The sequence below is a fragment of the Streptomyces sp. F63 genome (assembly GCF_018070345.1).
Classification (GTDB): Bacteria; Actinomycetota; Actinomycetes; order Streptomycetales; family Streptomycetaceae; genus Streptomyces.
Map to the genome: position 1 here is coordinate 38,242 of NZ_JAGPXX010000003.1, position 19,556 is coordinate 57,797.

Genomic DNA, 19,556 nt, shown 5'->3' on the forward strand with positions numbered 1-19,556 from the left:
GAAGCCTCGGCGCTCGGTGTCATGAGCCAGGGCGAGCAGCACTCCCTCGCCCTGTCGCTGTTCCTGCCCAGGGCCGCCACCGCCGACAGCCCGTTCGGCTTCATCGTCATCGATGATCCCGTGCAGTCCATGGACCCCGCCAAGGTCCACGGCCTCGCCCAGGTCCTGCACGAACTCGGCAAGCACCGGCAGGTCGTCGTGTTCACCCACGACACCCGGCTCCAGAGGGCGTTCGCCGACCAGGAGCTGCCGGTGGCGGTGTTCGAGGTCGAGCGGGGCACCTCGTCCCGGGTGAAGGTCCAGCCGGTCAGCGACCCGATCCGGCAGGCGCTCGACGACGCCAGGGCCCTCGCCAGCACTGACAACCTTCCGGAGGCGGCGCGTACCCATGTGCTGCCCAGCCTGTGCCGTATCGCCCTGGAGAACGCCTTCCTGGAGGCCGCCTGGATCCGGCACCACCGGGCGGGCGCTCCCGAGCACACGCTGCAGGCCGCCGTCGCCGGAGCCGACAAGCTGATGAAGGTCGCTGCGCTGGCCCTGTTCGGTGACATTGGGCGGACCGGCGACGTCTACCGGGAACTGCGTAGGCGCTGCGGGCAGCACGCGGTGGACATCCTCCGGGAGTGCCAGGACGGCGCTCATGCCGAGGGCGCGCGGATCGGCGACCCGCACCGTTTCGTCGACCTCGTGGGCGCCATGGCGCAGAAGATCCGCAAGCCGGAGGAGGCCGCCCGATGAATGCCCCCGCCGCCTCCGCTGCCGCCTCGTCCGCTTCCGGCACAGCCGTCGGAGCACTCCTGCTGACGGCCGACCTGCTGCTGACCGACGGACTCTCCGCCGCCACGGCCGCCGGCCGCCACCGCGGGGCCTCGCTCGCCCTGCGGACCGCCCTGGAGATCTGCGTCGACCGAGTGCTCGACGGCGCGGTGCCGGGACTCGCCGACACCACCATGCGGGCCAAGCTGCTCTGCCTGCACCGCTACACGACGCCGGAGACCGCCCGCCGGATCAGGTCCGTCTGGTCGCACCTGTGCCTGGGCTGCCACTACCACCAGTACGAGATCGGCCCCACGCACGACCAGGTTCGCCTCTGGCGGGCGGAGGTCGGAGCGCTGGTCCGGGAACTGAGGTCCTGACTTCGGCCATGGACGGTCCGTCATCTTCCGGTTTCTGATAGTCATATCGACGGGGTACGGGCGCATGCCCGTGGCGGCGTCCCGCGGAACGCCGCGAGGGAGGGGATGTACATGGGCACCACCACGCGCGACGAGATCATCGCCCTGGAGCAGAAGGCGGTGGACCACGCGTACGACTGCTACGAGACGCGGCTGGCCGAGATGACCGACGGATCGGTCGCGACGGCTTCCGCCAGCGGGAAGGACGGCATCGCCAACCGGCGCGAGGCCGACCAGCGGGCCGCTGCCTATGGAGGGCTGGGCGGCGAGTCACTGGTCATCAGCCGGGTCGACGTGCGGGACGAGCCCAGGCCCTGGTACGTCGGCAGGCGTGGTGTGCGCGACGATGAGAACGAGCCCGTGGTCGTGCTGTGGACCACTCCGATCGCGAAGAAGTGGTTCGAGGCGCAGCAGGATGCGCCGGGCGAGGTGGTCCTGCGCCGGCGGCTGCGCTGCGCACAGCGCGTCGTCGAGGACTACTCCGACGAGATCTCCGTGCCCGGAGCCCTGTCGGGCATGCCGTCCGGAACCACCACCGAGGGCGCGCCCGGTACGGGCCGCGTCCCCGAGCCGAGGCCGGCCGCCGACGATGCCCTGCCGAACGCCCGGCCCGCGGGCCACCGGCCCGCCCGCCCCGCGCGGAAGCCGGACGGGTCTCGCCCGCCGGCCCACACCCCCGCCGACATCGCCCGTATCCAGCGCCGCAGGCCCCCGCAGCCGGACGACTTCCTCCTGCGCGAGCTGCGACGTGCGCGCAGCGGCCGGATGCGGGACATCGTCGAGACGATCCAGCGCGACCAGATGGACCTGGTCACCGGCTCGCCCTCCGACATCCTGGTGGTCCAGGGCGGCCCCGGCACCGGCAAGTCCGCGGTCGGCCTGCACCGTGTGACCTGGCTCGTCAACAACGAGCACTTCAAGGCCTCGGACATCCTCGTCATCGGCCCGCACCAGCGGTTCCTCGACTACGTCGGCCAGGTCCTGCCCACCCTCGGCACCCGCGACGTCAACGCCGTTCAGATGGCCCGCCTGTGGGACGGCGAGGTCCTCGGCACCGACGCCCCGCGCGCCCGGCTGGTCAAGTCCGACGAGCGCATGGCGACGGTGTTGCGCCGGCGGGTCGAGCGCGAGTGCCGCCCCGAGGCCCTCGACGCTCTCCTGGCCGCGCCGTCCTTCGAGGGCGACGAGCCGGCGTTCGCCGTCACCGCGGGCAGCACGACGCTGCGCGTCACGCGCTCCGAGGTCCTGGCACTCTTCGAGGCGGCGCGCGGCGGTGACGGCGCCCACCGGGAGCGCCGCGACCGCTTCCGCAGCCTGCTTGTCGACCGCCTTCTGCGGGAGCTGACCGCTGTCGCTCCGCGCCGTGGCGCCGACGGCAAGATCCGCCGCAGCCTGGAACGCAACCGCGCCGTCGGGCGCCTCCTGGACCGCGTCTGGCCCTCGCCCGGCGCCCGGGAGGCCCTCCGCAGCCTCTACGACTCACCCGGCCTGCTGCGCGAGTGCGCCGACGGTGTCCTCGACGACGAGGAGCAGGCCGCGCTGCGCCGTCCCCGCGCCGCCACCGCCGACGACGACCCCTGGACCCTGGAGGACCGCGTCCTGCTCGAGGAGCTCCGCCACCTCATCACCGGCGAGACCCCGCGCCGGTACGGGCACATCGTCGTCGACGAGGCCCAGGACCTCACCCCCATGCAGGCCCGCACCCTGCGCCGACGCGTCGCACGGGGCGGCTCCATGACCGTTCTCGGCGACCTCGCCCAGGCCACCGGCCCGCACACCCACACCGACTGGGACGCCCTCGGTGCCCTGCTGTCCGACCACGGCGACTGGCGCGTGGCGGAACTGGCCACCAGCTACCGCGTGCCCGCCGAGATCATGGAGTTCGTCGCGCCGCTGGCTCGCACGGTCGCGCCGTCACTGCCCTACCCGCGGGCCGTGCGCGAGGCCGGCGCGGAGGCCGTACGGACCATCGCGACCGAGCCGTGGCGGTTGCTGGACGACACCGTCGCGCAAGCCGTCCGCCTCCTGGGCAGCAGCGATGGGCAGGCCCTGCGCTCCGTCGCGGTCATCGTCCCCGACGACTCCGGCTGGCTGGACGAGATCGCCGGGCACCTCGACGCGGCCGAGGGCATCACGGAGGAGGAACGTGCGGCGGTGTCCGTGCTGGCCGCCGCACAGGCCAAGGGTATGGAGTACGACCACGTCCTCGTCGTCGAACCCACCACCATCGCCGACCGGGGGCCGGCCGGCCTGCGCCAGCTCTACATCGCGCTGACCCGCAGCACGCAGACCCTGACCGTCCTGCACACCTCGCCCCTCCCGGAGGCCCTCACGAACACCGGCGAAAACCCGCGGCAGCCCACAGCCGAGGCCGGGCCGCCTGAGACCGGACCGGCCACCGACGATGTTCCGGAGATCGGCACCGACATCAGGGTCCGCGTGGTCGGTCACACCACCGGCGGCAACTACAAGGTCGAGGCCCTCTCGCCCGCCACCGCCCGCCCGTTGCTGCTGGCCGTGCGCCACGGTTCCACGCCTCCCCGGGCGGGGGCGGAGCTGGACGCCTGGGTCCTGCGGCACGCCTCCAACGTCACTTTCGTCACCGTCGACGAGCGCGGGCGCAGGCCCATCTCGCCCGTCATGGCGCAGCGCTACGTGGACGCCCTCGCCGTCGTCGGGGAACTGGCCGACGGGAACGTCCCGGACGACGCCCGGGCCCGGTTTTCGGAGCTCAAGGGCATGGCCAACCGCTGCCTGCGTCTGGACCAGCACGACTGGCTGGACGTCTGGCGCGTCCTCGGTTCCCCGGACCGGGCCCGCCTCGGCCTGCTGCGCGACCTGGCCGCGAACACCAACCGCGCGCTCGCCTCGGACAACCCCGACCTGGAGCGGTTCCGGGCGGAACTGGAGCTCGGTGGCTGGTCCGAGGCCCTGACCGAGGCACGCCGCACGCTGGAGCGGCGCCTCACAGCCGGAACCGCCACCCCGGCGGCGGAGAGCCGGGACGAGACACCCACCGCCGCGCAGCCCCCCGGGTCCGTTCCGTCCGAGCCGTCCGTGCCGTCCGAGCGGCCCGGGACGTCCGTACCGCCACAGCAGACCGAGCAGCCCGAGCCCGAGGAAGCCGACACCATGCCCAGCACACCCACCGGCACCGCCGACCCGAAGGCCGCCCCGACGGCCGGACCCAGCACGGAACTGCTCCGCCTCCTGGAGAACTCGACCGCGGCCGACCGCACCTGCAAGACCCACGAGGCGGTGCGCTTCGAGCTGATGGCGGCGCTGCTACGAGCCGACCGGCAGCCCGACCACACCCCGATCATCGACGCCGCCTGCACCACCGACCACGGCCGCTTCCTGTACGAGGTCCTGGGCGCCGGCCTCTCCGCCTACGCCGACCTCCGCTCGGGTGCGGCCCGCCTCCGCGAGATCAACCACACCCTGCCGCAGGCCGCCGACCGCCTCTACCTGGTCCTGTCCGAGCCGCCCGCCGAGGACTGGGCGGGCGCCACCGTCCACGACGTCTTCGGCGTGCACGTCCTGTGGCGCACCCCGCACGGCTGGGGCGGCGAAGACGCCGAGACGGCGCTCGGCCCGAACCCCGGCCGGGCCTGATACACGGACGGGTAGCACGCGCCCTCCCGCAGGTGCCCGCAGTGGTGGGCCGTGCGTCGCTCGGAAGGCGAGGGCGCGTGATATGTATCCGCGGTAGATTTTGGATATATGAGAGGGGTGGCGTATGGGGAAGACGCTGATCGAGCTTGATGAGCAGGCCCTCGCCGCGGCGCAGCGGGCTTTCGGGACGAAGACGAAGAAGGACACGGTCAACCGCGCCCTCCGTGAGGTCGGTGACCGGGTCAAGCGTCACGAGGCGCGCTTGGCGGCCGAGGGGATGGCGACTGAGGCGCTGGATCTGGATGGCCTGTTGGACAAGTCGCGGTACCGTCCCGGCTCCGAGGCGGCCGACGGGGATCGGGCTGCGTGAACTACCTGGCCGACACGTCTGCGGTGGCGCGTTTCCTGCAGCATGGTGCGGACGCGTGGGGGTGCGGGGAGGCGCTGGACTCCGGGCTGGTCGGCATGTGCGAGATCACCGAACTGGAGGTGCTCCGGTCTGCACGGTCGTCCGGCCACCACCAGCAGATGCAGCGGCATCTGAACGGGTTCTACGCGTGGGCGCCGATCCCGGATGGCGTTTACCGGCGCGCGCGAAGTTCAGCAGATTCTTGTCGGGCACGGTGAACACCGCAGCGTCGGGCCGGTGGACCTGCTCGTTGCCGCCGTCGCCGAGTTGTCCGGTCTTGTGTTGCTGCACTGCGACCGGGACTTCGAGGCGCTCGCCCGGCACACGGGTCAGCGCACCGTGATGCTCACGGATCGCGGCCGGTCCTGACCGTGCCCTTGGGTGCCGCGGTGGGCGGTTTCCGATATCCATGGCTCTTGGGCCGCCCGGTACGGCGGCGAACCGGGGCCGCCCCCCGCCGATGTCGATGTCCTCGTTGTGGGTGATCCCGATGCCGACGCGCTCTTCGATCTCGCCGAGGAGGTGTCCCGCCGGCTTCGCCGTGAGGTCAACGTCCATCGGGTCTCCGCCGAGGCGTGGGAAGCCCGTACGGATGATCCGTTCCTCACCAGCGTTCGCGAACGTCCGCTGGTCCCCTTGCACCCGTGACCGGGAGGCGTACATCGGGTGTGGTGGCCTCGGGAGGGGTGGCCGAGCCGCTCCCGTTCACCGCCGAGAGAGTGCCGGCTGCATTCCCCGTCATGTATGCAAATGAAAAGGGAAGGGGGCTGGTTGAATGCCTTGCCCAAAGTCCCGACGGAAATGTGGAATCGGGTGGGATACCTGGATGCGTTTACCGTTCCGTCGCGCGGCCGTATCGGATCAAGGCGGAACAGAGCGCGCCGAGACTCAGTACGCACAGCACCGTCCGGACCACGTTCAGCGGCACCCAGACCGACTTGAAGTCCTCGATCACCGCGTGGAGTCCCTGAGCGGTGGCCGGGTCGCCGAGCGCCTTCAGGTCCGCGTTGAGCGGGAGGTTGACCGCGACGGTGATCACGAAGACCGTCAGGTAGCAGGCGGCCGCGACGACCAGCGGCACGGCGACCGCGCGTCGCCTGCCGCGGAAGGCGACGATCGCGCCGGCGGCCGTGAAGCCGAGCGTGGCGGTGAAGAGGAGACCGAAGAGCGCGCTGCCGTCGATCATCGCGTTGAAGCGCTGCATGGCCGTCGCGTAGGTACGGTCGTCCAGTTCGGCGAGGCCCGGCATGACGGAGATGTCGTAGGCGAAGAACAGCCCGGCCATCAGGCCGGTGCACAGGACGGAGGCCGTCAGGAGTGGTCCAAGGGCCCGGCCGCGCCCCGGGGGCCGCGGCACGGGCGGGCGGGCGCCGGGAAGTGCCCACGGTGCGGGACTGGGGGGAGGGGAGTGGCTCACGGTGCCGTCCTCTTCGATGCAGGCAACTGTCCCGGCGGTCAGCGGACCGTACGTAGTGAAACGTCCCGTCCGTACTGTGCATCCCAACGTGTCAAGGGCCGTCCGGTCCATGTCTCACACGCTCGACCGCATACGCGCTCGTCACCCGGCGGCGGTCGGGGCCGTCGCCAGGCATTCCTCCAGGAACATCAGAGCGCGCAAGTGGTAGACGGGGGCGGCCAGTCCGAGGCTGAGGTTGTGGCCCGCTCCGGGCAGCCGGTCGACGGCGGGCGGACGGGTCCGGGTGAAGCAGGCGGTGACGGCGGCCAGTTCATCGGGGTCGAGCCGCCACCAGCCCTCGTACTCCCCGAAGGTGAGCCGTACGGGACAGCGCACCTCGGCCGCGGCGTCCGGGAAGCGGGCGGGCCAGTGGGCCGTCTCGGCCTCCTCGGCTGCCGGGACGGCACGGAGCAGGGCGCGGCTGGCGCGGAAGGTGCCGCCGGGGTAGAGGCGCAGCGGACCCCAGTTGAGGGCGCCGGCGCCGCCGCCGAGGGTGTCGGGGAAGCGGGCCGCGGCCGGCGAGTAGTGCCGGCCGCAGCCGTTGAGGTCGAGTCCGAGCAGCCGCTCGGCCGGGGCCTGTCCCCACGGTTCCCCCGCCAGATGCAGGACGGTCTTGCCGCCGTCGGAGTGGCCGAGGAGGAAGAACCCGGCCCCGACCGGGTGGGCCGCGGCGTACTCGGCGAGGGCCCGGCGCAGCAGGCCTGCCTGGTCGGCCAGCGGCAGCCCGAGCGGGAACGAGGCGCTGGAGCGGCCGTAGCCGGGCCGTTCGACCGCGAGGACGGTGTGGCCGAGGGAGGTGGCGAGTGCGAGCAGGGAGGTGTGCGGGGCGACCGGTCCGGCGAAGTAGCCGGGGGACATCGCCCGGCCGTGGACGGCGACGAGCACGGACCGGGGATCACCGGTGGCGGGGACCGCCCGCCAGGCGCCGAGCGGCCCGCTCCCGAGCGCGATCCGCTCCACCGCGCCGGCCGGTGCGCCGGTGCGGGTGACGCCGCTCGCACGGGGCACGGTGCCGGTGCCGGGCACGGAGTCCGTGCCGGTGCCGGTCACGGCCCCGAGGGGCTCCGCGGGGGCGGTGTTCACGCGGGGGTTCCCCTCGGTGCGGTGACCGGGCCGCCCGGAGGCCGGGGTCCGTCCGGAGGCCGGGGTCCGCCCGGCGCCGCGGTGCCGACGCGGCGGCTGCGGCCGCTGCGGCCGGTGCGGCGGGTGTCGAACTCGCGCAGCCATCCCGTCAGGCTGGGCGCGCGCAGCAGGGCCGTTCCGATGAGCAGGCCGGCATAGCCCGACGCCAGCAGTCCGGCGGCGGCCCCCGGGCCGCTCACCGCGCTGGCGCTGACCGGGCAGCGGGTGCCCGCGGCCCGTAGGGCGGGCAGCAGGGCCCGGCTGCGGTCCAGGTCCCCGGCGTCCCGCTCCCCGGTGACGATGTCCTTGTTGTTGACGGCGATGACGCACGCGTGCGGGTCGGGCAGCCCCGCCGCCTGCTCGGCGCGCGTGATCTCCACGAACGGGGTGAGGCCGTGCGCGTGGCACTGCCGGGCGAGGGCGTGCAGCGACTCGCGCGGCAGCAGCGCCGCCGTCAGCAGGACCGCGGCGGCGCCCGCCGAGGCCGCCGCGGCGATCTGGTCGCGGCGGGTGACGAAGTCCTTGAGCAGCACCGGGACACGGACCCGGGAGGTGACGTCCGTCAGCATGGCGGGTGAGCCGCCGAACCAGCGGCCGGTCACGACGGAGACGCACGGGGCGCCGGCCCGTTCGTAGGCCGCGGCCACCTCGCCCGGGGCGCGGCCCCGCAGCAGGTCGCCGCCGTGGCCGTCGCGCGCCTTGACCTCCATGATCAGGGGGCGTTCGGCGCCGAGGAGCGCGGAGAGGAAGGGCGGGTCCTGCGTCATGTCGGGTTCCTCCGCCGGGTGGTGGGTGCGGGAGCGGCGGTGGTGCCGACCCGCCAGGCGCGGTCCAGGGCGGCGGTCCGGCGGACGTCCAGCAGTCCGTCGTCGCCGCGGGCGGCGCTGTCCACGTCCACGCCCCGGAAGCCGGGATGCGCCCGGAGGGCGGGACCGCGCGCCGCGTCCGCCTCGGTGAGGCCGCCGGCGAGCAGGAAGGGCAGGCCGAGGGCGGGCAGCAGCGGGTCCAGGGCCTCGGGCGGCAGACGCCGGCCGGTGCTGCCGACCGCGCCGTCCGGGGTGGCGGCGTCCACCAGGAACAGGTCGGTGCCGGCCCGCGCGTAGGCCCCGAGGAAGGGGCGTTCGGCACAGGTCCCGTCCATGACGTGCACGGCCTTGACGAGGACTGCGTCCGGCAGGGCGGCGCGCAGGGCGGCGACCGCCCCCGGCGGCTGGTAGGCGTGGAGCTGGATCCAGCGGACGCGGGCGGCCCTGGCCACCCGCGCGAGCAGGTCGGGGTCGTGCAGGAAGGTGACGAGGACGGGTTCGGCCCGGTGTCCGGCGCGGACCGCGTCGGCCAGGGCGGGCACGGCGGCCTCCGGCAGGTCGTGCGCGCCGCCCTCGACGCCGTACCAGAGGCCGACCAGGTCCGAGCGTGCGGCGACGGCGGCGGCCTCCTCGGGGCGGGTGGCCCCGCACACCTTCAGCAGCGGCCGGTGCGGAGCACTCATCCGCCGAGTCCCAGGGTCGAGGCGATCCGGTTGTACTGGATGTCGTTCGTGCCGGAGTAGAGGGTGCCGGCGACGGCGGCGCGCAGGTCCTTCTCCAGGCCGGTTTCGGAGAGATACCCCCCGCCGCCGAAGATCCGGACCGCCGAGAGGCTGGTGGCCAGCGCGGCCTCGCTGGCCAGGATCTTGGTGATGGCCAGGTCGGCGGTGACGTCCTCTCCCGCCATGAGCCGCCCGGCGGTGTCGTAGAGCCACTTCGCGGCGGTCTCGGTGCGGATCTTCATGTCGACGACGCGGTGCGAGACCGCCTGGTAGTCGCCGATGGGCCGGCCGAAGGCGCGGCGTTCGCGCGCGTGGGCGACGGCGCGCTCCAGCCGGTGGCGCATCTCGCCGAGGCCGACGGTGAAGCCGAAGAGGATCTCCCGTTTCATCACGTGGTCCAGGACGAGGAGGCCGCCGCCGGTCCGGCCGAGGACCCGGTCGGCCGGTACCCGGCAGCCGTCGAGGTGCAGGGTGGACAACGGCGCGGAGCGCAGCCCCATCTTGTCGGCCGGTCCGCCCACGTGGAGGCCGGGCGTGCCGCGTTCGACGAGGAAGGCGGTGGTGCCGAGCGGGCCGCCGTCGGGGTGGGTGCGGGCGTAGACGACGAAGACGTCGGCGACCGGGCCGTTGCTGACGAACGCTTTCCCGCCGGTGAGCACGTAGTCCGCGCCGGCCCGCTCGGCCCGGGTGCGCATCGCCATCGCGTCCGAGCCGCTGTCGGGTTCCGTGATGGCGTGGGCGCCGATCAGGTCCCCCGAACAGATGCCCGGCAGGAACCGTTCCCGCTGGGCGTCCGTCCCGAAGGCGTCGAGCGGCACCCCGGTGCTGGCCATCGAGGTGGTGACGGAGAAGCTGAGACCGGTCTCCCGGCAGGTCTCGCCGAGGGTCTCCAGGACGTGCAGCGTGGTCAGCAGGTCCTGGCCGGCGCCGCCCCACCGCTCGGGGAAGGGCAGCCCCAGTACTCCGCTTCCGCTCACCAGCCGCCAGCGGTCCGGGTCGAAGGCGGACCGCGCGTCCGCCTCGATGTGTCCTTCGCTCAGGGCCTTGCCCCACCGGGCCATGCCTGCGCACAGCGCCTGCTGATCTGCGTTGCGGTACGTCAACTGCGAAAGCCTTCCGTACGGGCCGTGCGGGTGGCCTCGGTCGGTTGCGGACGGACGGGAGTGGGGCGGTGGTCAGTACGCGGACGAGGTGTCCTCGTCGAGGTTGTGGACCTCGTCGCCCTGGAGCGCGGGGGTGAAGATGCAGACCAGGCGGAGGTCCTCGTGGGGCGAGGCGACCAGGTAGTGCGGGTCGTTGTTGTTCAACGAGTACAGGACGCCCGGCGTCAGCGGATGGCTGGTGCCGTCCAGCTCGACCACCTCGCCCGAGCCCTCGATGCAGTAGCAGGTCTCCAGGTGGTTGCGGTATTGCAGCCGGGATTTGGTACCGGCCCGGACGGTGGTGTCGGTGATGCTGTAGCCCAGGCCGTCGGCGTCCAGGATGAAGCGGCGGCTGAGTCCGTTGCCCCAGTCGACGGTCTTGACACTCTCGAGCTTGCGAATGATCACGGACGTCCTCCTTCGGACGAGGAGTTACCTCGGGGTGGTGGCGGGTCGGCCGAGAGCGGCGGTGAAGGCGTGGTAGGCGTCGACCGGGTCCGTCCCGGTCGTGCCGGCCCGCTCCACCACCTCCACTCCGGCGGTGCCGACGATCGCCGCGTCCGCGCCGCTCAGTGCGACGGAAGCGAGATCACCGGCGGTCGATACCCCGAAGCCGACGGCTATCGGGGACGCTGTGCGGTCGCGCAGGGAGCCGACGAACGGGGCCAGGGCGGCATGGCCGGCGGCGGGGGTGCGACCGCTGCGTCCGTAGTGGGCGACCAGGTAGAGGTATCCGGTGGCGTGCGCCGCGGCCTCGTCCACCGTGGCCGGGGGGCTCGTCGGGTAGCAGGTGGTGACCTCGGGCAGTCCGGCCGCGCGCAGCGCCTCGTGGTGGGCGGGGCGCAGCCGGGGCGGTAGTCCGTGGGCGAGCAGGGCGTCGGTGCCGCTGTCCGCCACGGCCCGCGCGGAGTCGGCGGGCGGTGTGGTGCGCAGGCTGTGGCTCCAGTCGGCGAGCACGGCGATGCGCAGCCGCTTCAAGGCGGGCCGTACGTCCGCGACGAGGCCGAGGGTCTCGGCGAGGCCCACGCCCCGGGCGAGCGCCCGGTCGGCGGAGCGCCGTACGACCGGTCCGTCGGTGGGCGAGCCGGGGAAGGGGACCGCCAGTTCGAGGCAGTCCACGCCCGACTCGTCCAGCATGACGACGAGGTCCCGGAGGACGGGCAGCGGTGGGTCGCCGGCGTGCAGGAAAACGGCCAGGCCCAGTTCGGAGCGGGCACGGGCCTCCTCGAAGAAGCCGCCGCGGGGAGTCTCAGGCAACGCGGGCCCCTCCTCGCGTGCCGGCCGCGACGATCCGTTCCAGCAGCCCGAGCGCGGCTCCGTCGTCGAGCGCGGCGCCCGCCCGGCCGACGGCCGTGGCCCAGTCGGCCCGGTGGCCGGAGGCGACGGCGAGCGCGGCCGCGTTGAGCTGGAGGGTGGCGCGCAGCGGGGCGCTCACCCGGCCGGTCAGGACGGCGCGGAAGTGGCCGGCGGCCTCGTCGCGGGAGACGGGGGAGAGGTCGTCGAGGGTGCCCCCGGCGGGGACCAGGGCGCCCGCCGGAAGCGGGTGGGTGGTGCCGTCCGGGAGGTGGACCGTGTTGTCGCAGACGCTGAGGAGTTCGTCGGCGCCCGCGGGGTTGGTGGTGAGCCAGGTCGGGGGCGCTCCGGGCCGGGTGGCCAGGGCGCGGAGCTGCGGCGGGGGCTCGGTCGCGGAGACCCCGGTGACCTGGGCGGCCACGGGGACGGCGGCCAGGAAGGGGCCAAGGTCGTTGAGGAAGCGGCCGAACACCCTCATCGGGGTGGGGACCGCGACGCGCGCGAGCCGGGCGAGCTGGGCCGGGTAGACGAACGGGCCGGTGAAGGCGATGCCGTGCGCGGCCAGGTGGTCGGCGGTGTGGTCGAGCGAGGAGGTGAGCGGGACGCCGAGGCGGTCCAGGAGGTCGATCGAGCCGGTCCGCGCGGTGTGGGCGCGCGAACCGGACTTGACGACCCGGACGCCGGTGGCGGCGGCCAGCAGGGCGGCGGCCGTGGAGAGGTTGACGGTCGGGGGGCCGCCCCCGGTCCCCACCACGTTGACGGTGCCCGGCCAGGGCGCGGACGGCGGGGTCGGGCGGCGCCGGTCCAGGGAGTCCAGGAGCGCGCGCAGGCTCGGGCCGTCGGGGAGCGCCGCGGTGAGCGAGGCGAGCAGGGCGAGGACGTCGGCGCGGTCCAGCGCTCCGTCGGCCAGCGCCTGCCACAGCGCGTCCCAGTGGCCGGGGTCGGCCGGGGCGCGCCGGTCGACGAGCGGGACGAGGGCGGGGTGCACGGCTCAGCTGCCCGTGACGGAGGTGCCCCGGGAACGGGCGACGTAGGTGTCGATGGCCCGGACGCTGCGGAAGTTGTCCGGGTCGAGGTCGGTGTCGCCCACGGCGAGCCCGAAGTGGTGCTCCACCCAGGCGATCAGCTTCAGGACACCGAGGCTGTCGATGACACCGTCCGCCAGCAGGTCCTGGTCGGACGGCAGCTGCGCCGGGGTGAGATCGGGCAGGAACTCCGTGACGATGTACTCGCTGATCCGGTCGGCGTTGCTCACGAGGTGCTCCTTAGCGGGACGGTCGTACGGACGGGACGGCTGGACGGGCGTGGCGGTCGTCGGGACGGGCCGGGCCGGGCGTTCGTCAGGAGCCGGTGGCGGCCGGTGCCGGGGGTGTCGCGGGGCGGAGCCCCGCCAGGGCCCGGCGGTCCACCTTTCCGGTGCCGGTACGGGGCAGGGCCTCGCGTACGGGGACGAGGGCGGCCGGCACCGAACCGCGCGGCAGCCGGGCGGCGCAGTGGCGTTTGAGGTCGAGGCTGGTCGCGGTGGAGCCGTCCGTCAGCCGGGCCACGGCGAGCAGGCGGCGGCCCTCGACGGGGTCGGGCAGGGTGGTCACGCCCGCCTCGGTGACCTCGGGGTGGTCCAGGAGCACCTGCTCGACCTCGGCGGTGTTGACGGCGACGCCCCGGATCTTGACCTGGTGGTCGAGGCGTCCGACGAGCCGCAGGACACCGTCGGCGCCCGCCTCGGCCAGGTCACCGGTGCGGAACCAGCGGGTGCCGCCGCCAGTGCCGTCCGCCGGGTCGGTGACGAACTTCTCCGCCGTGCGCAGCGGATCGGGGTAGCCGGTGCTCTGGAAGGGCGTGGAGACCTCCAGTTCACCGCGGCCGGCGCCGGTGACGAGGCGGCCCCGGGCGTCCCGCAGCCGGGCGCGCACGCCGGGGAGCGGGCGGCCCAGCGGCGCCGTGGCGGGCAGCGGCCGGTCCCGGTCGACCTCGTGGCGGAAGCTGTCGTTGGTCTCGGTGCAGCCGTAGACGTTGTGCAGCCGCGCGCGGGGGGCGAGGGCCGCCAGGCCGGCCAGGGTCTGCTCGGGCATCACGTCACCGGTGAAGATCGCATGGCGTACGGAGTCCAGCGGGCCGCCGCCCCCGGTCCGCGCGGCGGCGGACACCAGCGTGTAGAAGAGCGGCACCGCCTGCACCACTTCCACGCGGTGGGTGCGCAGCAGGGCGAGCAGCCGGTGGCCGGCCGCGGCGACGGCCGGGTCGACGAGGACGACCTGGCCGCCGTGGGCGAGGGTGGTCCAGATGTCGAGCAGGCACAGGTCGAAGTTGAGCGGGGCGTAGTTGAGGACGGGGGTGCCCTCCGTGATGCCGAAGGCGTCGGCGGCCCAGCGGGTGAACGCGTCCGCCCCCCGGTGGGGCAGGGGCACGGCCTTGGGCGTACCGGTGGAGCCGGAGGTGGTCAGGACGAAGCCGGTGCCCGGCGGGACGGCTCCCGGGCGCGCGTCGCTTCCCGCCCCCGGGACCAGCGGCCCGATGTCGTCCCCCGCCACCGCGTACCGGCACCCCGCCTCGGTGGTCACGGCGGCGAGGTGGCCGGGCGGCAGCGTCGGGGAGGGGAGCAGGACGGGACGGCCGGTGGCGAGGCAGGCGAGGACGGTGGCGACCGTCCGGGGTGCTTTGGCGTCGAGGACCGCGAGCGCGGCGCCGGCGGGGACGCGCCCGGCGAGGCGGGCGCGGACGGCAGCGGTCTCGTCGGCCAGTTCGCGATAGGTGGTGGCGGTGCCGCTCCACCACAGCGCGGGGGCGTCGGGGGTCTTCCCGGCCCAGCGCAGGACGGCTTCGGCCAGCTCTCCGTACGGCTCGGTCATCGGTGGCCTCCCGCCGCGGGGGCCAGCCGTGCCCAGCCGCCCTTGACGGCGGTGGAGTCCCGGGACCGGACGGTGAACAGGACGGTGTCGCCGTGGCCCGGCGGAGCGGCCGGCGGGGTGAGTTCGAGGAGCGTGCCCGGGCCGGGGAGCGCCGGGTGCGCGAAACGGGCACCGAGCGCCCGGATGCGGTCGGCGTGCCCGCCGGCGTACCGCTCGGCGATCTCCTCGACGGCCACTGCGACCAGTGCCATGCCGTGGGCGATGACATCGGGGAAGCCCGCCTCCCGGGCGGCGGCCGGGAGGAGGTGCACGGGGTTGAGGTCCCCGGCGGCCTCGCCGTAGCGGGCGATCCACTCCCGGTCGACGGCGACCGGCCGGGTCACCTTGGACCCGGGAGCTTCCTGGCGGGGTGCGGGGGCCGTGCGGAGGGCGCCCCGCGGCTCCACGGCGCTGACGCCGGCCAGCAGGACGTGGGTGGTGAGGTCGGCGAGGGCGGTCCCGGTCCCCCGGCCGGTGAGGCGGGTGCGCAGGGCGAGACGGGTGCCCTTGGCCTCGACGCGTGCCCCGAGCAGTTCGGCGCGGGCCTCCAGGGCGGCGCCGGGCCGCAGCGGTGCGTGCAGCTCGATCTCCTGGGCGAGGTGGAGCAGGGAGTACGGGCCGTGTCCGGCAGCGAGGCCGGCGACGGTGCGTTCGGCGAGCGGGTGGGTGAGGACGAACGCGGCGAGGGGGCCCGCGTCGGCGCGGTCGGGCTCGGGCCGGCCGAGCGCCTGCCGCGTCACCGTGCGGTAGCGGCGAGCCGCCGCCGCGTCGAGGGCCGGGGCGGCCGGGTCGGAGGCCGGGGCGGGAACCGGACCGGGAGGCGGGCCGGGAGGCGGGGCGGAGAGGGTCATGCGGGGATCACCACCAGGCTGCTGTTGTGGCCGCCGAAGCCGAAGGAGTTGGTCAGCGCGGGGCCGGCGGCGACGGGCCGCGGAGCGCCGTGGACCACGTCGATCTCCATGTCGGGATCCGTCCGGGTGTGGTTGGCGGTGGGCGGGACCGAGCCCGCGTTCATCGCCTGGACGGCGATGACCAGTTCGACCGCGCCGGCCGCTCCGATGAGGTGGCCGATGACGCCCTTGGAGGCGGTCACCGGAGGCCCGCACGGACCGAACACCTTGGTCAGGGCGGTGGCTTCGGCGCGGTCGTTGTGGACGGTGGCGGTGCCGTGGGCGTTGACGTGGGCGATGTCCGAGGGGGCGAGCCCGGCGTCGCCGAGGGCGCCGGACATGGCGTCGGCGGCGAAGGCACCGTCGGGGTGCGGGGCGGAGAGGTGGTAGGCGTCGGAGGTGGCCGCGTACCCGGCGACGAGACCGTGGGGGCGGGAGCCGCGGGCCCGGGCGTCCGCCGACCGCTCCAGCACCACGAAGGCGGCTCCCTCACCCATGACGAAGCCGTCGCGGCTCTCGTCGAAGGGGCGGCACGCGGTCGCCGCGTCGGTGCGGGTGGAGGCGGCGTTGAGGTTGCCGAACCCGGCGAGCGTGACCGGCGTGAGGGTCGCCTCGCAGCCACCGGCGATCACGATGTCCGCGCGGTCGTCCCGGAGCATCGCGGCCCCCAGGCCGATGGCGTCGGCGCCGCTGGCGCAGGTGGTGCTGACCGTGAGGGCCGGCCCGTGCCAGCCGAGCTGGAGGGCGAGCTGAGCGGCCGCGGCGTTGGGCATCGTCATCAGGGGCATCAGCGGGCGGACGCCCTGGGGGCCGCGGTCCGCGTAGTTCAGGGACTCCAGGTCACTGGTGGTGCGCCCGCCGACGGCGGTGCCGACCACGATCGCGCAGCGGGCGGCGGGCGCCTCGGGGAGCCCGGCGTCGGCGTGTGCGGCCAGGGCGGCGGCGAGGCCGTACCGGGCGAAGGGGTCGAGCCGCTGGGCGGCCTTGCCCGCCAGTACCGTCCGCCAGGGCTCGGCCCGGTGGTCGCCGTCGGCGAGGCCGCGGACCCGGCAGCCGATGCGGATGCGGTGGCGCCCGGTGTCGAAGTGGGTGAGGCCGGCGGCGAGAGAGCGGCCCGCCCGGACGGCGGTCCACAGCTCCGCGGTGGTGCAGCCGGCGGGGGTGACGACCCCCATGCCGCTGATGGCCACGTCGGGCCGGGCGGGACGCCCCGCCTGAGTACGCATGGTCTCATCTCTCCTTCCCGTTCCGCCGGCCGCGAGCGGCCGGAGCCGGCGAGCACGCCTGGTTTCCACCTCTGCCGGGCCCGCACGGCCCCGGGCGGCGGCCGTTCAGGCCGCTGCCACCCCGCACTCACCGGCGGCCTTCAGGAACGCCTCCGCCGCGTGGCCGATGTCCGCGTCCGTGTGCCGGGCGGTGACGGCGATGCGGAGTCGCGCCAGGTCACGGGGGACGGCGGGGGTCACCACCGGGAGGCCGACGACGCCCAGCCGGCGGGCGGCGGTCGCCAGGTCGTACGCGGCCTCGTCGGAGCCGGCGATGAGCGGGACGACGGCCGTCTCGCTGTGGCCGGTCCGCAGTCCGCCCGCCCTGACCAGGTCGCGGAAGCGCGCACCGTGGCCCTGGACTCGGGCGACGCGCTCGGGCTCGGCCCGCAGCACCCGCAGGGCCTCCAGGGCGGCGCCGGCCGACGCGGGGGCGAGGGCGGCGGAAAAGAGGAACGGGCGTGCGGCGTACCGGAGGTGGCCGATCAGCTCGTCGGTGCCGGCGACCCAGCCGCCCATGGAAGGGATGGCCTTGGAGAGGGTGCCGAGCTTGACGTCCACCCGCACCGCCCGGTCGAAGTGCTCCTCGATGCCCAGGCCGGTGCGGCCGATGACGCCGAGGGCGTGCGCCTCGTCGGCCATCAGCAGCGCCTCGTGGGCGTCGCAGACCTCCCGCAGCCGGGGCAGCGGCGCGATGTCGCCGTCCATCGAGTACACACTGTCGACGATCACCAGGCGGGCCCCGCCGGGCGCGGCGGCCTCCAGGCGCCGGGCCAGGTGCTCGGTGTCGTTGTGCCGGAAGCGGACCACGGTGGCGCCACTGAGCTTGCAGCCGTCCACGATGCTGGCGTGGGCGTACTTGTCGACGAAGACGGTGTCGCCCGGTCCGACGAGCGCGCCGATCGTCCCGACGTTGGCGGCGTAGCCGGAGCCGAAGACCAGGGCCCGGTCCCGCTCGGCGATCCCGGCGACCTCGGCCTCCAGCTCCTCGTGGAGCGGGATGGAGCCGGCCAGCGCGCGCACCCCGTGGTTGCCGGTGCCGTACCGGGCCGCGGCCTCCTGGGCCGCCGCCACCACGCGCTCGTCACCGGCGAGGCCCAGGTAGCTGTAGCCGGACATCATCAGCAGCCGCCGGCCGTCGAGGTCGACGTAGGCCGAGTCGCGTTCGGCGGTGTAGGGGACGAAGCTGTTGCGGCGCTCGGCGTCCCACTCCAGCGAGGCCACACGACGCCGGGTCGCATCGAGCTTGTGTGCGATTCTCCCCCACCCTGCGGAAGCCATCGGCCGTCCTCTCCTTCGGCGTCCATCGCGCAGCGCGCAATGGTTTCTTCGTGGCAGGAATTCAACGTCGGCCACGCAATCGGGGCGCAACAGGGAAGCAAGATCAAGTCGCCCCGTATAAATCAACAAGGAGAGTCATCGCATTGCATCAGAAGTTAACTACCGCAAACTCACTATTGGTTGACACGCTCCTGTTTTCCGAGAGAATGCTCCTTGCTCGGTCATGAAGAAGATTTGGCCGACCTCTCTCCGCATCCGCACCGCTCATTCACACGATGCCCACAGGTCCGCTGCCGGGATGGGTGGCCGGCCCCGGACCGCACGTCGCACCACCAGCACGCCGCACGTCAGCTAGTCGGCTCTCGTCGGCCGCATACACCGGCGCGGGAGCCGCCTCAACTCACGGGGGGACCGCCGTGCTCATCAGGCTTGTCGGCCTAGTGTCCGTCGAACACGATCTGGAGGCCCCCAGGGTCCTCTCCAGTCACCAGGCCCAGATCGCCCTCGCCCGCCTCTGCCTGGAGCGGCCCACCGGCACCTGCCGGGACCAACTCGCCGACACCATCTGGCCGGACGGCCCGCCGAGCACCTGGGCCTCGGCGCTGCGCAGCGTCGTCAGCCGGCTGCGGGCCACGCTGTCGGAAGGCGTACCCACCGGTGGCGAACCGCCGCTGATCGCCCGCGGGGGGCGCTATCTGCTGCGGCTTCCCGAAGACGTCCACGTGGACGTGGACCGCGCCGAGAGCACCGCCGTCAGCGCGGCGGCGGCGTACCGCGACGGTGACCACGCCACCGCGCAGCGGCTCGCCACCACGACCGCGACCCTGTTGCGGGGCCCCTTCCTCGCCTCCCACGAGGGCGAGTGGGTCGACTCGGTCCGGGCCCGGCTCAGGGAGGTGCGCGTCTCCGCGCTGGAGACCGCCAGCAGCTCCTCGTCCGCGCTGGGCGACACGCACCACGCCCTGCAGTACGCGGAGGAGGCCGTGCGCCAGGCGCCGTTCCGGGAGAGCGCCTACCGGTGCCAGATGACCGCGCACCGGCTGGCCGGCAACAGGGCCGAGGCCCTGCGGATCTACCAGCGGTTGCGCACGGTCCTCGCCGAGGAGCTGGGGGTGGACCCCAGTCCGGAGAGCGAGGCCGCCTACCTGGGGCTGCTGGACAGACGCAGACCCGTCGCCATGGCCGCGACCACGCCCGCATCTGCGCCCGCGCCCGCATCCGCGCCCGCATCTGCGCCCGCGCCCGCATCCGCGCCTGCATCTGCGCCCGCGCCCGCATCCGCGCCCGCATCCGCGCCCGCGCCCGCATCCGCGCCTGCATCTGCGCCCGCGCCCGCATCCGCGCCCGCATCCGCGCCCGCGCCCGCGTCCGGGGCCGCGACCACGTCCGCGGCCCCGTCCATGCGGCTGCGGCGCCCCGCGCCGGCCGCCGGCTCCCGGCTGCACGGCGTCTCCGACGCCCACCGCCGTACGGCCTGAGGCCCCCGGCCGAA

General features: G+C 74.4%; 18 protein-coding genes and 1 pseudogene. 6 read left to right on the forward strand and 13 right to left on the reverse strand.

All coding sequences use genetic code 11. From position 1 onward, the window contains the following. Positions 1–734: 734 nt before the first annotated feature. From KBZ10_RS04225 to KBZ10_RS30460, 5 genes and pseudogenes are all read left to right on the forward strand, one after another. On the forward strand, positions 735–1,136 hold the full coding sequence (locus tag KBZ10_RS04225) for a hypothetical protein (protein WP_210986126.1): 402 nt from the start codon (positions 735–737) through the stop codon (positions 1,134–1,136). 111 nt (positions 1,137–1,247) lie between these two features. Further along, entirely contained in the window at positions 1,248–4,790 is a 3,543-nt protein-coding gene (locus KBZ10_RS04230) for an AAA family ATPase (RefSeq protein ID WP_210986127.1), read from the forward strand. Between the two features lie 124 nt (positions 4,791–4,914). Beyond that, on the forward strand, positions 4,915–5,160 hold the full coding sequence (locus tag KBZ10_RS04235) for a type II toxin-antitoxin system VapB family antitoxin (RefSeq protein ID WP_210986128.1): 246 nt from the start codon (positions 4,915–4,917) through the stop codon (positions 5,158–5,160). Beyond that, a pseudogene (locus KBZ10_RS30455) lies at positions 5,157–5,568 on the forward strand (PIN domain nuclease). The gene KBZ10_RS04235 and the pseudogene KBZ10_RS30455 overlap by 4 nt, the downstream one beginning before the upstream one ends. Before the next feature lie 108 nt (positions 5,569–5,676). Continuing rightward, entirely contained in the window at positions 5,677–5,847 is a 171-nt protein-coding gene (locus KBZ10_RS30460; protein WP_247701809.1) for a hypothetical protein, read from the forward strand. Positions 5,848–6,031: 184 nt separating this feature from the next. Here KBZ10_RS30460 and KBZ10_RS04245 read toward each other — a convergent pair whose 3' ends face one another. The 13 genes from KBZ10_RS04245 to KBZ10_RS04305 form a co-directional block, all read right to left on the reverse strand. Further along, complete coding sequence (locus KBZ10_RS04245; protein ID WP_247701810.1) at positions 6,032–6,484, reverse strand: DUF1772 domain-containing protein; 453 nt, start codon at positions 6,482–6,484, stop codon at positions 6,032–6,034. Between the two features lie 273 nt (positions 6,485–6,757). Further along, on the reverse strand, positions 6,758–7,738 hold the full coding sequence (locus tag KBZ10_RS04250; protein ID WP_247701811.1) for an alpha/beta hydrolase: 981 nt from the start codon (positions 7,736–7,738) through the stop codon (positions 6,758–6,760). After that, the gene (locus KBZ10_RS04255; protein WP_210986131.1) at positions 7,735–8,544 is read right to left on the reverse strand and encodes an indole-3-glycerol-phosphate synthase; all 810 of its coding nucleotides are present in this window, start codon (positions 8,542–8,544) and stop codon (positions 7,735–7,737) included. The genes KBZ10_RS04250 and KBZ10_RS04255 overlap by 4 nt, the downstream gene beginning before the upstream one ends. After that, positions 8,541–9,266 carry an N-(5'-phosphoribosyl)anthranilate isomerase gene (locus KBZ10_RS04260; RefSeq protein ID WP_210986132.1) on the reverse strand — a complete coding sequence of 242 codons (726 nt, stop codon included), beginning with the start codon at positions 9,264–9,266 and terminating at the stop codon, positions 8,541–8,543. Before KBZ10_RS04260 ends, KBZ10_RS04255 begins: the two co-directional genes overlap by 4 nt. Next, a complete protein-coding gene (locus tag KBZ10_RS04265) occupies positions 9,263–10,408 on the reverse strand; it encodes an acyl-CoA dehydrogenase family protein (RefSeq protein WP_210986133.1) in 1,146 nt (381 codons plus the stop codon). The genes KBZ10_RS04260 and KBZ10_RS04265 overlap by 4 nt, the downstream gene beginning before the upstream one ends. A gap of 72 nt (positions 10,409–10,480) precedes the next feature. After that, positions 10,481–10,855, reverse strand: coding sequence for an ectoine synthase (locus KBZ10_RS04270; RefSeq protein ID WP_210986134.1), 375 nt, complete (start codon positions 10,853–10,855; stop codon positions 10,481–10,483). A 24-nt stretch (positions 10,856–10,879) separates the two neighbouring features. After that, complete coding sequence (gene trpA / locus KBZ10_RS04275; protein ID WP_210986135.1) at positions 10,880–11,704, reverse strand: tryptophan synthase subunit alpha; 825 nt, start codon at positions 11,702–11,704, stop codon at positions 10,880–10,882. Next, the gene (locus tag KBZ10_RS04280) at positions 11,697–12,728 is read right to left on the reverse strand and encodes a hypothetical protein (protein WP_210986136.1); all 1,032 of its coding nucleotides are present in this window, start codon (positions 12,726–12,728) and stop codon (positions 11,697–11,699) included. The genes trpA and KBZ10_RS04280 overlap by 8 nt, the downstream gene beginning before the upstream one ends. Before the next feature lie 3 nt (positions 12,729–12,731). Further along, positions 12,732–12,995, reverse strand: coding sequence for an acyl carrier protein (locus KBZ10_RS04285; RefSeq protein ID WP_210986137.1), 264 nt, complete (start codon positions 12,993–12,995; stop codon positions 12,732–12,734). Between the two features lie 85 nt (positions 12,996–13,080). Then, positions 13,081–14,589: an AMP-binding protein gene (locus KBZ10_RS04290; RefSeq protein WP_210986138.1), complete on the reverse strand. Its 1,509-nt coding sequence runs from the start codon at positions 14,587–14,589 to the stop codon at positions 13,081–13,083. Continuing rightward, entirely contained in the window at positions 14,586–15,479 is an 894-nt protein-coding gene (locus tag KBZ10_RS04295) for a MaoC/PaaZ C-terminal domain-containing protein (protein ID WP_210986139.1), read from the reverse strand. The genes KBZ10_RS04290 and KBZ10_RS04295 overlap by 4 nt, the downstream gene beginning before the upstream one ends. Then, positions 15,476–16,744, reverse strand: coding sequence for a beta-ketoacyl synthase (locus KBZ10_RS04300; protein ID WP_210986140.1), 1,269 nt, complete (start codon positions 16,742–16,744; stop codon positions 15,476–15,478). The genes KBZ10_RS04295 and KBZ10_RS04300 overlap by 4 nt, the downstream gene beginning before the upstream one ends. 105 nt (positions 16,745–16,849) lie before the next feature. Continuing rightward, positions 16,850–18,064, reverse strand: coding sequence for an aminotransferase class I/II-fold pyridoxal phosphate-dependent enzyme (locus KBZ10_RS04305; protein WP_210986141.1), 1,215 nt, complete (start codon positions 18,062–18,064; stop codon positions 16,850–16,852). Positions 18,065–18,480: 416 nt separating this feature from the next. Here KBZ10_RS04305 and KBZ10_RS29145 point away from each other — a divergent pair, with 416 nt between their 5' ends. Next, entirely contained in the window at positions 18,481–19,542 is a 1,062-nt protein-coding gene (locus KBZ10_RS29145; protein ID WP_307847183.1) for a bacterial transcriptional activator domain-containing protein, read from the forward strand. The last annotated feature ends 14 nt before the right edge of the window (positions 19,543–19,556 follow it).